Here is a 12,077-nt window from a genome sequence, read left to right as displayed (position 1 = left end):
GCCGGCGCGCTATCCGACTGGCTGGCAGCCTTTTCACGATCTGGACGCTGCGCCACATCTGTCACCGCTGACCTTCATCGGCCGAGCGATCACGCCGCCCTATCGACCGAAGCGATTCGATGCGCGTTTCTTCATGGCGGATGCCGAAGAAGCGCTGATCGACGAGCGGCCGCCAGTCGATGGCGCTGAGTTGTCGGACCTGCAATGGGTGACGCTGAAAGACGCGCTGGATCTGGATTTGCCCAATGTCACACGGTTCATGCTGGGGGAAATCGAGGAGCGGATTGACAAGCCATCGCTCAACAGGGGGCCGCCTTTCCTGCGCTGGACCCGCAGCGGCCACACAACCGACCGCCTCTAGCAGCAATGGCGCTTGACTTCCGGCCCGCACATCGTCATTAAGCCGCTTTCCAGTTTCAGACGCTAACACAAGCGAGCATTCGTCATGGCCAAACCAGCCACCATCAAGATCCGCCTGAATTCGACGGCCGACACCGGTTTCTTCTACGTGACGAAGAAAAACCCGCGCAACATGACCGAGAAAATGGTCAAGCGTAAGTACGACCCGATCGCGAAGAAGCACGTCGAGTTCAAGGAAGGCAAGATCAAGTAAGATCCTTGTTTTTCATGCATTGTTTCGAAAAGCCCGCTTCGCAAGAGCGGGTTTTTTGTTGCCTATTTTTCCGGCACGCCATGATGCAGATCACGTGTCTTGCGGATGCCGGGGAAAAGGACTGACCAGGCCGCAGCAACACCCACCGCCGCGTACCCACCTGCCACAACCGTGAACACAGCGCCCCACTTCGCCGCCATGAAGCCGGCCCGCGCCTCGCCCAATTCGTTCGATGCCCCGAGGAAAATGGAATTTACGGCGTTGACCCGCCCTCTCACCTGATCCGGCGTCCAAAGCTGAAGCAGGATTTCGCGGATGTAGACTGAAACCATATCGAACGCGCCCACGAATATGAGCGCTACGATAGAAAGCCAGACAATGTTCGAATGGCCGAACACAACCGTCGCGATACCAAAACAGGCCACCGAGACAAACAGGATCAGACCGGCATGATCCTTGATCGGGAAAATGGTGATAATGGCCANCATGAGAAGCGCNCCGATGCCTGGNGCGGCTCTNAGCAAGCCAAGGCCCTCCTCCCCGATCTCCAGNATGTCGCGTGCATAGATCGGCAGCAGCGCCACAGCCCCNCCAAGCAATACGGCGAACAGNTCCANCGAAATCGCGCCCAGCACGATCTTCTGATTGAACACGTAGCGGAAGCCACCGAGTAGGACACTCAACGTGGTCGGCTCGCGCTCNATCTTCTGCTCCGGCTTTGGAATCGAAAAGATGAGCAGCGCTGAAATCGCAAAAAGCGACACGGCCGTTCCGTATGCAAAACCCGCTGAAACACCATACAAAAGCCCCCCGGCGACCGGGCCGAGGATTGACGCAGTCTGCCAAGAGGAAGCCAGCCAACCGACGGCATTTGCGAAGTCCTCTCGTGGGACGAGATTCACNGCCAAGCTCGAGGACGCTGGNGTGTAGAACGCTCGCGCCACACCGAATACGGTCAACGTCGCCANTACGATCAGCGGATCGAATCGTGCGGTGACAGCCAGCGTCAAAATCACCGCCGCGCAGAGCAGTTCCACACTCACCGAAGCGCCCATCACATTGCGCCGCCCCAGACGATCCGATGCCACACCGGTCACGACTACCAACAGGAGTGCGGGAAGAAACTGAACGAGACCGATCCATCCCAACAGCGCAGCGCTTTGGGTCTCGTCATACATCTGCCAGGCGACGGCAACAGATACGATCTGCGCGGCCAGCGATGTCAGGAAGCGAGACAGGAANTATCTGCGATAGGAAGAATGGCGAAATGCCGAGAACCGGTCAGTCATCCGAAGCGGATTGNGGCGCGCGGCGGCTCAAGTCAATCAGGCTGCGATACTTTCAACCCGATTGCGACCAGCGGACTTCGCTTGATACAGCGCCGTATCCGCGCGTTTCGTCAGGTCGGCGATCGTATCGCTCGGACCGTTCACCGTAGAGACGCCAGCGCTGAGTGTGATGGTGATTTCCTTCGCGCCGCCATAGATCTTGAAAGGCGAAGCGGCCACCGCGAGACGAATTCGCTCTGCCGCAGCGCAGGCAAGTCCGCCAGGTGTTTCCGGCATGATGACCATGAATTCCTCACCGCCCGGGCGACAGACGACATCCATGACACGACTATTCGTCTTCAGCCGCTTGGCCACTTCCTGAAGCACTTCGTCCCCAGCATCATGCCCGTACGTGTCGTTGACCGACTTGAAATGATCAATGTCGGCCATCATGACCGAAACAGGGCGTCCGCCCATTTTGGACCGCTGCAAGAGCTGNTCGAGCTGNTTGTTCATGTAGCGACGATTATANAGCCCNGTCAGTTGGTCTATGACTGAAAGTTCCAGTCCNCGGTCNACTCGCTCNCGCAACATCTCGATATACCGGCTTCGGCGCGCTTGTGTGCGCACCCGCGCCAGCAATTCCTGCTTGTCGACCGGTGTGAAGATCACATCGCTAGCGCCAAGATCCAGCCCNCTGCCAGCGCGCTGACGGTCNTCNGGATCACTGATCAGCAGAATGGAAATCGCCCGCGTTGCCTCATTCATCTTGAAGTGCGCGCAGAGCTTCAGCGCATCATACCGGTCGCTCAGCATCGACAAGACCAGGATATCAACGCCAAGCTCGTTCAGCCCTGTCATGCCGCCCGCTTCATGAAGCGTGAAGGCTGAATGCCCTCCCGTTTTCAGCATATCGGCAATACGCGTGGCCATACGCTGGTTGTCATCGACGACGAACAGACGCGCAGGCTTGTCCTGAACGCTAACGGAATCACTGTTATCAACGCCTGCGCGCAGTCCTGAAGCCTGTCGTTGGCGCAGCTCAGATGCCACGGCGTTGTAGCGCGTCAGCGCCCCCATTCGTGCCATCAGGGCGAAATCATCCACAGGCTTTGTAAGGAAGTCTTCGGCACCGACATCAAGACCGCGAATTCGGTCCTCGACATCATTCAAAGCCGTCACCATGACGACAGGGATATGGGCGGTCGCGGGATCTGCCTTCAGGCGGCGACAGACTTCATATCCGTCCATGCCAGGCATCATCACATCAAGCAGGATGATATCCGGCTCGTGCTTCTCCACAGCATGTAGCGCTGCGATGCCGTTTTCGGCGAGAATGACGGTGTAGTATTGGGCTTCGAGCTTTGCCTGCAGCAAGCGCCGGTTCGCCTCGATGTCGTCTACGACGAGGACGCGCGCGGTCACGCCGCCTCCTTGGGCATGAGTGCCTCAACCGCCTTGATGAAAGTTGCAATCTGGATCGGTTTGGACAGGTAGCCTTCGCATCCGGCTTCTCGAACACGTTTCTCGTCCGCGCGCATCGCAAAGGCGGTTACCGCAAGGACGGGAATGTGGGCGACCTTGTCGTCATCTTTCAGCCAACGCGTAATATCCAGACCGGAAACTTCGGGCAGCTGAATATCCATGATGATAAGGTCAGGCTGTTCGCGGCGTGCGATCTCGACCGCCTTTGCTCCATCACGACACTGGAAAGTCTCGAATCCGTAGGCATCCAACAAGTCGCAAAAGAGGCGCATGTTGAGTTCATTGTCCTCAACCACCAGTACTTTCCTGGTTTGCGACTGCGCCATGACACCTCTGATGCCTGTGATTCGGGCCAATTTTATGAACTCTTCTGCCAGCTACACCCAGAATCGTTAACACTGGTTTACAGATTAGCCGTGCATTGATTGCTTGAATCGATAGAACATGGCAAGAACAAACCACCATGACGACGCTCTGCCGCAATTGCTTTCATATGTTTGAAGAAGACGCGCCGGCCTGCCCGTCCTGCGGTCATGAGCGACTGGTGCGAAATAGTCGGCTGGCCGAGTTGGGGATCGCTCATCTGGATTGTGACGCCTTCTTTGCGGCAATTGAAAAGCGCGACGATCCGAGCCTGAAGAACAAGCCTGTGATTGTGGGCGGTGGAAAACGCGGCGTGGTGGCTACGTGCTGCTATATTGCGCGGCTTTATGGTGTTCGCTCCGCCATGCCGATGTTTCAGGCGCTGAAAGCCTGCCCGGATGCGGTGGTCATCAAGCCTAATAGCGAAAAATACCGGATCGCGGGCCTGCAGGTGCGGGAAAAGATGCAGGCACTGACTCCGATGATACAGCCCGTATCCGTGGATGAAGCATATCTTGATCTCACGGGCACGAACACACTCCACAAGGCGCCCCCTGCGGTGTCTTTGGCCCGTCTTGCTGCCGAAATTGAGCGGGATGTCGGGATCACGGTCTCAATCGGCCTATCGGTCAATAAATTCCTCGCCAAGACGGCAAGCGAGCTCGACAAACCCAAGGGCTTTGCTGTCATCGCCGCCGAAGAAGCCGAAGCACTGCTCGCACCAAAGCCTGTCGGGTTCATTCATGGCGTAGGCCCGAAACTCGCGAAGAAGCTTTCACTGGATGGCTACGACACGATTGAAGACCTGCAACGAACAGAGCTTCGCCAGCTGATCGGGAAGTATGGTGAAACCGGCATGTGGCTGAAGAACCGTGCCCACGGCATCGACAATCGGCCTGTGCGAAACGATGAAGAACGTAAATCCGTCAGTTCTGAGACAACCTTCCACAAAGACATGTCTGATACTGCATGGCTGGAGGATCAGCTCTGGCGGCTTTGCGTCAAGACGGCGGATCGCGCAAAGGCAACCGGTCTTGTGGGCAATGTCATCACACTCAAGCTCAAGACAGCCGACTTCCGCACACTCACCCGTCGGCTCTCCCTGGCAGAGCCCACACAATTGGCGCAAACCCTGTTTCGAAGTGCCAGGATCTTGCTGGCGAAAGAAGCCAACGGCCGAACCCGGTTCCGCCTGATAGGCATCGGTATTTCGGACCTTTCCGAACATCGCGCAGATTCCGTTGACCTGCTTGACCCTCTCGTTGCGAAACGGGCGGCGGCCGAGCGCGCTTCAGACCTCGCGCGGGAGAAATTTGGTGCCGATGCCGTAATGACGGGACGATCAGCACGAGCCAAAAAAGCCGCTTCCTGAAACGGGTTTGCGCGCAACCCGATAGCGGTCTAGGGAAAGCCAGATCGAATTTCCAAGGAGCGAATCCCATGTCGACCCCCGAATCCCGCCTCGATGAACTTGGTATTGAACTCCCAGAGCCCATGAAGCCGGTGGCGACGTATGTGCCTTATGTCATCAGCGGCAACATGCTGTTCGTCTCAGGTCAGGTGAGCGCCTCATCCGACGGCCTTATCAAGGGCCGCCTGGGAGAAGACATGGAGCTGTCAGCCGGCCAACAGGCCGCACGCTTCTGCGGCATCAATCTCATTGCGCAATGCAAAGCTGCCGTCGGAGATCTGTCACGCATCAAACGCGTGGTGAAACTTGGCGGGTTCGTAAATGTGAAGCCGGGCTTCACCGACATTCCACAAGTCATCAATGGATGCTCAGACCTGATGGTGGATGTATTCGGAGACGCGGGCCGCCATGCGCGGTCGGCCGTATCCTGCCCCGAACTGCCTCTGGGTGTGGCAGTCGAAATCGACGGCATATTCGAAATCGCAGACTAGATGGCGAAACGCTTCGTCCTGGCTGATTATCTCTACGCGCATCGCGGCCTGTGGACAGGTCACGAGGCGCCGGAGAACACGCATGCTGCGTTTGATGCAGCGGCGAAGCATGGCTTGGGCATGGAATTCGACATCCGGCCCGCATCGGGTGGCGATCCGGTCATCCATCATGATGAAACGCTTGAGCGTATGGCATCGCGGCCGGACCGGGTCGAAGAACAGTCGATCGACGTCTTGCGCAACGTACAAATTGCCGGTGCGCACAACCTGCCCAGCTTTGAGAGCCTGCTGGCAAGCTGGCACCATGATCTGCCCTTGCTGACCGAAATGAAGATTGATGGGCAAACAGACCCTCAAGAATTCGGTCGCAAAACAGGAAAGATGTTACAAACTTATCCAGGGCTAGCCGCTGCAATGAGCTTTTCGGAACAGGCCGTTCGCGCTCTGCCGAAGGACGTTATGCGCGGACAGTTAATCGGCCCGTCCCACAAGATTGGCAGAGAGCGGTTTAATGAAATTCTTGAGCGGGCTCTGGCTGATCATATCGACTATGTCGCCATCAACATCACCGATGTCGACGGCATCCGTGCTCATGTTCCAGACGACTATCCGATTGTCTGCTGGACAGTTCGCACGCTCGACGAGGTGCGCATCGCAGTTCATGAAAATGTCGCCATCATCTTCGAACATCTCGATCCGGCACTGGTTTCTGCTTACGCCTTGCCCTAGATTCCGATCATGGATGACACCGCGCTGAAATTGAGTTTTGCCTCAGCCATGGCGGAGGTCGATCCGGATGAATGGAATGCGGTCGCCAATCCGCCTGGGCTTCGGTTCGATCCTTTTCTGAAGTGGGAGTTTCTCGACGCGCTCGAAACTTCCGGCGCAGCGACGCCGAACACCGGCTGGATGCCGCGCCACGTCCTGATCCGCGACGCGGCGGGCCGGCTGAAGGCTGCCATGCCGCTGTACGGAAAAAGCCACTCTCGGGGCGAGTTCGTCTTTGATCACTCCTGGGCCGACGCGTTCGAAAATGCGGGCGGCGCTTACTATCCGAAATTGCTCTCGGCCGTGCCCTTTACGCCCGTCACCGGACGGCGCTTGCTTGTTCGCCCCGGACCGGACGAAACGCGCTTGCAGACGGCTCTGCTCTCGGGCGCGATCCAGTTGGCAGAGCAGAATGGCCTTTCTTCGCTGCACATTAATTTCGCGACGCCCGAAGAGTCCGACATGCTCTCCAATACCGGACTTCTGCTGCGCACGGACCAACAATTCCATTGGCAGAATCGTGGCTACGGCTCGTTCGATGACTTTCTTGGAGACTTGTCATCAGCCAAGCGCAAGAATCTACGCAAGGAACGAAAGAAAGCTCAAGAAGGGCTCGACTTCCTGCATCTCCGCGGCGACGAGATCACCGAAGATCATCTGGATGCGTTCTACGTTTTCTACATGGATACTGGCGCACGCAAATGGGGCTCGCCCTACCTCACCCGCAAGACGTTCACCCTGCTGCGGGAACGCATGGCAGATGACCTGCTCTTCATATTTGCCTTGTCCGAAGGCGAACCGATAGCCGCGGCAATGAATTTGATCGGGTCAGATACGCTCTATGGTCGGTATTGGGGATGCACCGAACACAGACCAATGCTGCATTTTGAGACCTGCTACTATCAAGCTATCGACTACGCCATCGAACATGACCTGACCTTTGTGGAGGCAGGCGCGCAAGGGGGGCACAAGCTGGCGCGAGGCTACGCTCCTGTCCCAACCTATTCGACGCACTGGATCGCCCATCCCGGCCTGCGCAACGCCATCGCGGACTATCTCGAGCGCGAACGCGAAGCCGTGGAATCCGACATGGACTATCTGTCGGAGCGAACACCCTTTAAGAAGGGCGAATGAGCTCGTCCAACGAATTCAAGACATATCGAAAGCATCTTCATGACTCTTCACGCCGCCTATGACCCCGACAATATCTTCGCAAAAATCCTGCGCGGAGAGATGCCCGCCGTCAAAGTCTATGAAGACGAAGCCGCGCTGGCGTTCATGGACGTTTTCCCGCAAAGCGAAGGCCACACCTTGGTCGTGCCGAAAGGTGTGGAAGCGCGCAATTTGCTCGATATGCCGACAGAAAAGCTCGGCGCATACATGCAGGCCGTTCAGAAAGTCGCAAAAGCCGTCGAGGCGGCCCTCACCCCGGACGGCCTCGTGGTGACCCAGTTTAATGGCGCACCGGCCGGCCAGACCGTCTTCCACCTGCACTTCCACATCATCCCGCGCTGGGAAGAGGTGGCGCTCGGTCGGCACAGCTCAGGCGAGATGGCAGACATGGAGGCGCTCGGCGCGCTGGCCGAACGCATCAAGGAAAAGCTGTAAGGTCTTACAGCCCCAGCTTTGCCTTCAGGATATCGTTGACTGCCTTCGGATTGGCCTTGCCGCCGGAGGCTTTCATCACTTGGCCAACGAACCAGCCCATTGTCTTCGGCTTTTCCTTGACCTGAGCGACCTGCTCAGGATTGGCGGCGATGATCTCATCCACAACGGCTTCGATGGCGCCGGTATCGGTCACTTGTTTCANNCCNTGCTTNTCNACAATNTCNGNAGCTTCNCCTTCGCCNTCGATCATCCGGGCAAAGACNTCCTTNGCNATCTTNCCNCTGATCGTGTCNTTNGCGATCAGNTCGATCANGCCGCCNAGGCTNGANGCNGANACNGGGCTGTCNGCCAGNTCNATNTCCTGNTTGTTNAGATAGCCGAACAATTCCTGCGTCACCCAGTTNGCNGCNAGNTTCGGATCGCGGCCNTTGGCAACNTCCTCNAAGAAGNNGGCTTTTTCNGCNTCGGCGCTGAGNACACCCGCATCNTAGCGNGACAGNCNNTAATCNGNNTCAAAGCGNGCNCGCTTCTCGTCNGGCAGTTCCGGCAGGGNCGCACGGATTTCNTCNATCCAGGCCTGCTCNACNTCCAGCGGCANCAGNTCCGGGTCCGGGAAATAGCGGTAATCNTGCGCNTCTTCNTTNGANCGCATGGANCGCGTNTCNACCTTNACNGGNTCGAACANNCGCGTTTCCTGNTCGATNNNGCCGCCATCNTCNAGNATNTCGATCTGGCGNCGNGCTTCATANTCNATGGCCTGCTGGATGAAGCGGAACGAGTTCATGTTCTTNANTTCACAGCGCGTGCCGAGATGGCTGAAATCGCCGGTTTCTCGGAACTTCTCATACTGGCCTGGACGGCAGACAGACACGTTCACATCGGCGCGCAGATTGCCCTTTTCCATGTCGCCATCACAAGTGCCAAGCGCGATCACGATGGCCCGCAGCTTTTTCACATAAGCAGCCGCCTCAGCCGGCGAGCGCACATCCGGCATGGAAACGATTTCCATCAGCGCAACGCCAGAACGGTTGAGATCCACATAGGTGGAGTTCGGGTCCATGTCATGGATTGACTTACCGGCGTCCTGTTCCAGATGCAGTCGCTCGATACGGCATGGGAATGAATAGGCGTCGCCACCATGCGCCGGTTCGACATCCACATCAATTTCGCCTTCGCCAACAATCGGATGGGCGAACTGGCTGATCTGATAGCCTTGCGGCAGGTCGGGATAGAAATAGTTCTTCCGGTCNAAACGCGAATAGGTGTTGATCTGCGCTTTCAGGCCAAGGCCCGTGCGGATCGCCTGCTCAACGCAGAATTCATTGATCACCGGCAGCATGCCCGGCATGGCCGCATCCACGAGGGACACATTGCAGTTCGGGTCCGCGCCGAAGGCTGTTGCAGCGCCGGAAAAGAGTTTCGCGTTGGAGGAAACCTGAGCGTGGACTTCCAGGCCCATGACCAGTTCCCAATCGCCGGTTTCGCCCTTGATGACATATGGTGTACGCGCGGACATAGCATTCCCTGCTGGCAGTAAGATTTCGCGCTGTTCTAGCCGCCGGACCGCCGCACTGTCGAGCCGTGAATACCATCGCAATGGCTCCAGCCCTTCCAATTTCCGGGATATCGACGAATAATCCCCAGTGTGGAGGAAAACGGAGCGTCAAAATGGTCTTCAAAATGATCATGGATGCCTCGAGCGAAGAGGAAAAGCCCGTCGTTCGTGGCTTCCTGAAACACCTGATCCTGGGATTCGCCGTCGGCGTGGCTGTCGGATCAGCTCTGTTCATCCTGTTGCTGATGTCGCTTCAGGGCATGGATCTGGACATGCCGTTACTCTGGATCTTCGCGATGATGCTGCAATGCGGCCCAGTGGGCGGGCTGGTTGGCATTGGCATCTACCTGTCCAAAGTGACGGAACGGGATTCTGACAAGGACGATGATGACGACTCCGGGCCAGGCGGAAACGCGGCGGAGCCAATCCAGTCTGAACAGATCGTGGTGCGCCCCGGTGCTCAACCCGCGCGTGGGCTGAAGCCGTCCAAGGCCTGATCAGTCCAGCTTGCCGGCTTCCTTGGCGCGGCGCACCCGCTCCGCGCGCGCAGCCATGCGNTCCTTGATNGGGGCTGCCTGAGAAACCCGTGTAGGCCCGGCATCTTCACTTTCAGCGGCCGCGTCAGGCTGAACCTCTTCCTCGAGCTTGCCCGCTTCGACGAGCTTCTTGCGCCGCGCGGCGACGCGCGCCTCGCGTGCCTGTTGCGCGGCGCTCTTGCCAGAAAACAGGCCGGACAGTTTGGACTTCCCCGCGCCGCCCGGCTTTGGATGATCTTCCAAGCGTTGTTTACGCCGATCAATGATGCGGGAAATGCGGAATGAAACATAACCCGCCACAAGAAACGCCACGAGCAGCATGGACCGCATCTCAGGCGCAAACAGGCTGTAGCCATACTGCGCCAACATCGCCGCCATCAGAGCAATGCTGAAAGCCAGCAAGACAACAAACAGGATCAGGAAACGGGTCATGCCCCGAAACCTACCACCACTTGTCAGCCTTGGCCACGAAGCCAGCTGCGCGTTCCAGTTCACCGCCGACGCGGAAGCAGGCCGCCTCGTCCAGTGCCTTGCCGATTACCTGCAGACCAAGCGGCAGACCGCTGTCAGACAATCCTGCAGGNACGGAAATGCCAGGTAGNCCTGCCAGGTTTGCCGTGACTGTGAACACGTCATTCAAGTACATCTCTACNGGATCGCCACTCTTTTCNCCGAACGCGAAGGCAGGGCTTGGGCAGGTTGGTGTCAGGATCGCGTCGCAGCTATCAAACGCATCAACAAAATCGTTCAAAATCTTTGTGCGGACTTTCTGTGCGCGCAAGTAATACGCATCATAGTACCCAGACGAAAGCACATAAGTGCCAATCATCAGGCGGCGCTGGACTTCCGCCCCGAAACCACCGGCGCGTGTGCCCTCATACGTCGCCGTGAGATTGTTACCATCCACCCGCGCACCGTAACGCATGCCGTCATAGCGCGCGAGGTTCGATGAAGCTTCCGCAGGCGCTACGATATAGTAGGCGGGCAGAGCGTATTTCGTGTGCGGCAGGGAGATATCGACAATCTCCGCACCCGCCGCTTTCAGCCACTCAATGCCCTGNTCCCANAGCTTGTCGATCTCGGCAGACATGCCGTCCATTCGGTATTCTTTCGGAATGCCAATCCGCATGCCTTTGACGCCTTTNGACACATCGCTNCGCCAGTCAGGGGTCTCTACGTTCAGGGATGTGGAATCCTTCATGTCGTGGCTACACATTGCTTCCAGAAGGATGGCGCTGTCTTCCACGGTCTTGGAGATTGGCCCGGCCTGATCGAGCGAAGAGGCAAAAGCCACCATGCCATAGCGACTGGCGCGGCCATAGGTCGGTTTAATGCCAACCGTTCCCGTGAACGCAGCCGGCTGGCGGATGGATCCGCCCGTATCAGATGCCGTCGCTGCCAGGCAAAGGTCGCCAGCGACCGCCGCAGCTGAACCACCGGATGATCCGCCCGGCGTNAGATCGCGATTGTCGCCCTTCCGGCGCCAAGGGTTCACAACCGGTCCGAAGCGCGACGTCTCGTTGGAAGAGCCCATAGCGAACTCGTCCATGTTGAGCTTGCCCAGCATCACAGCGCCCTCATCCCAGAGGTTTTGCGTGACGGTGGATTCNTANGTCGGCGTGAACTCNCCCAGAATNNTGCTGCACGCCGTCGTGCGCACACCCTTGGTGCAATACAGATCCTTGATGCCAAGCGGCGCGCCTTCCAGCTTTCCGCCCTCACCTTTGGCCAGCTTTGCGTCAGAAGCGTCGGCCATGGCCAGCGCCTTTTCCGGCGTCTCCACCACATANGCGTTCAGCGTTCTCGCGCCCTCAATGGCGTCAACGAATTGCTGGGTAATCTCGCGCGAGGAAAACTCCTTGGCCTTCAGGCCGTCGAGCGCTGCTGCGAGGGTAAGCTTGGTCAGTTCGGTCATCGGAAATCCTGAGAAGATATCTGCCCGCCTGCTATGACGGCTTGGCACAAAAGTTCAAGTGTTC

Annotated in this window: 12 protein-coding genes and 1 pseudogene; 8 read left to right on the top strand and 5 right to left on the bottom strand. The window is 57.8% G+C overall.

Annotated elements, in window-relative coordinates; genetic code table 11:
- Both CBB91_RS11260 and rpmG read left to right on the top strand, forming a co-directional pair.
- A pseudogene (locus CBB91_RS11260) lies at window positions 1–361 on the top strand (NUDIX hydrolase); the annotation flags it as partial.
- A gap of 84 nt (window positions 362–445) precedes the next feature.
- Window positions 446–613, top strand: a complete 168-nt coding sequence (rpmG, locus tag CBB91_RS11255; protein WP_027836255.1) for a 50S ribosomal protein L33 — start codon at window positions 446–448, stop codon at window positions 611–613.
- A 62-nt stretch (window positions 614–675) separates the two neighbouring features.
- Here the strand turns inward: rpmG and CBB91_RS11250 are convergent, their stop codons facing one another.
- The 3 genes from CBB91_RS11250 to CBB91_RS11240 all read right to left on the bottom strand — a co-directional run bounded on the left by CBB91_RS11250 (window position 676) and on the right by CBB91_RS11240 (window position 3,692).
- Window positions 676–1,902 (bottom strand): MFS transporter, encoded by a 1,227-nt coding sequence (locus CBB91_RS11250; RefSeq protein ID WP_273014131.1) that lies wholly within the window; start codon window positions 1,900–1,902, stop codon window positions 676–678.
- 36 nt (window positions 1,903–1,938) lie between these two features.
- Window positions 1,939–3,306, bottom strand: coding sequence for a PleD family two-component system response regulator (locus CBB91_RS11245; RefSeq protein WP_273014130.1), 1,368 nt, complete (start codon window positions 3,304–3,306; stop codon window positions 1,939–1,941).
- The gene (locus tag CBB91_RS11240) at window positions 3,303–3,692 is read right to left on the bottom strand and encodes a response regulator (protein WP_035552273.1); all 390 of its coding nucleotides are present in this window, start codon (window positions 3,690–3,692) and stop codon (window positions 3,303–3,305) included. The genes CBB91_RS11245 and CBB91_RS11240 overlap by 4 nt, the downstream gene beginning before the upstream one ends.
- 137 nt (window positions 3,693–3,829) lie before the next feature.
- On the opposite strand from CBB91_RS11240, the gene CBB91_RS11235 reads away from it, so the two are divergent.
- The 5 genes from CBB91_RS11235 (at window position 3,830) to CBB91_RS11215 (ending at window position 8,007) form a co-directional block, all read left to right on the top strand.
- Complete coding sequence (locus CBB91_RS11235; protein ID WP_273014129.1) at window positions 3,830–5,101, top strand: DNA polymerase IV; 1,272 nt, start codon at window positions 3,830–3,832, stop codon at window positions 5,099–5,101.
- Between the two features lie 68 nt (window positions 5,102–5,169).
- On the top strand, window positions 5,170–5,631 hold the full coding sequence (locus CBB91_RS11230) for a RidA family protein (protein WP_035552276.1): 462 nt from the start codon (window positions 5,170–5,172) through the stop codon (window positions 5,629–5,631).
- On the top strand, window positions 5,632–6,360 hold the full coding sequence (locus CBB91_RS11225; protein WP_273014128.1) for a glycerophosphodiester phosphodiesterase family protein: 729 nt from the start codon (window positions 5,632–5,634) through the stop codon (window positions 6,358–6,360). It begins immediately after the preceding gene.
- A gap of 9 nt (window positions 6,361–6,369) precedes the next feature.
- The gene (locus CBB91_RS11220; RefSeq protein ID WP_273014127.1) at window positions 6,370–7,533 is read left to right on the top strand and encodes a GNAT family N-acetyltransferase; all 1,164 of its coding nucleotides are present in this window, start codon (window positions 6,370–6,372) and stop codon (window positions 7,531–7,533) included.
- Between the two features lie 39 nt (window positions 7,534–7,572).
- Window positions 7,573–8,007 carry an HIT family protein gene (locus CBB91_RS11215; protein WP_035552282.1) on the top strand — a complete coding sequence of 145 codons (435 nt, stop codon included), beginning with the start codon at window positions 7,573–7,575 and terminating at the stop codon, window positions 8,005–8,007.
- A 4-nt stretch (window positions 8,008–8,011) separates the two neighbouring features.
- On the opposite strand, the gene gatB is transcribed toward CBB91_RS11215, so the two are convergent.
- Window positions 8,012–9,523: an Asp-tRNA(Asn)/Glu-tRNA(Gln) amidotransferase subunit GatB gene (gene gatB, locus CBB91_RS11210; protein WP_345906808.1), complete on the bottom strand. Its 1,512-nt coding sequence runs from the start codon at window positions 9,521–9,523 to the stop codon at window positions 8,012–8,014.
- A 152-nt stretch (window positions 9,524–9,675) separates the two neighbouring features.
- Here gatB and CBB91_RS11205 point away from each other — a divergent pair, with 152 nt between their 5' ends.
- The gene (locus tag CBB91_RS11205; protein WP_035552289.1) at window positions 9,676–10,059 is read left to right on the top strand and encodes a hypothetical protein; all 384 of its coding nucleotides are present in this window, start codon (window positions 9,676–9,678) and stop codon (window positions 10,057–10,059) included.
- A gap of 481 nt (window positions 10,060–10,540) precedes the next feature.
- On the opposite strand, the gene gatA is transcribed toward CBB91_RS11205, so the two are convergent.
- Complete coding sequence (gene gatA, locus CBB91_RS11200) at window positions 10,541–12,013, bottom strand: Asp-tRNA(Asn)/Glu-tRNA(Gln) amidotransferase subunit GatA (protein ID WP_273014126.1); 1,473 nt, start codon at window positions 12,011–12,013, stop codon at window positions 10,541–10,543.
- Between the last annotated feature and the right edge of the window lie 64 nt (window positions 12,014–12,077).

The organism is Hyphomonas sp. TMED31 (assembly GCF_002172815.1).
Taxonomy (GTDB): Bacteria; Pseudomonadota; Alphaproteobacteria; order Caulobacterales; family Hyphomonadaceae; genus Hyphomonas; species Hyphomonas atlantica.
The sequence above is the reverse complement of the archived record's forward strand: the minus strand, read 5'-3'. Positions and strand labels throughout refer to the sequence as shown.

Excerpts from the sequence above, each read along its gene's own strand:
- CBB91_RS11205 (WP_035552289.1), top strand. The coding sequence starts at position 9,676 with ATGGTCTTCAAAATGATCATGGATGCCTCGAGCGAAGAGGAAAAGCCC.
- CBB91_RS11225 (WP_273014128.1), top strand. The coding sequence starts at position 5,632 with ATGGCGAAACGCTTCGTCCTGGCTGATTATCTCTACGCGCATCGCGGC.
- rpmG (WP_027836255.1), top strand. The coding sequence starts at position 446 with ATGGCCAAACCAGCCACCATCAAGATCCGCCTGAATTCGACGGCCGAC.
- CBB91_RS11220 (WP_273014127.1), top strand. The coding sequence starts at position 6,370 with ATGGATGACACCGCGCTGAAATTGAGTTTTGCCTCAGCCATGGCGGAG.
- CBB91_RS11230 (WP_035552276.1), top strand. The coding sequence starts at position 5,170 with ATGTCGACCCCCGAATCCCGCCTCGATGAACTTGGTATTGAACTCCCA.
- CBB91_RS11215 (WP_035552282.1), top strand. The coding sequence starts at position 7,573 with ATGACTCTTCACGCCGCCTATGACCCCGACAATATCTTCGCAAAAATC.
- CBB91_RS11235 (WP_273014129.1), top strand. The coding sequence starts at position 3,830 with ATGACGACGCTCTGCCGCAATTGCTTTCATATGTTTGAAGAAGACGCG.
- CBB91_RS11240 (WP_035552273.1), bottom strand. The coding sequence starts at position 3,692 with ATGGCGCAGTCGCAAACCAGGAAAGTACTGGTGGTTGAGGACAATGAA.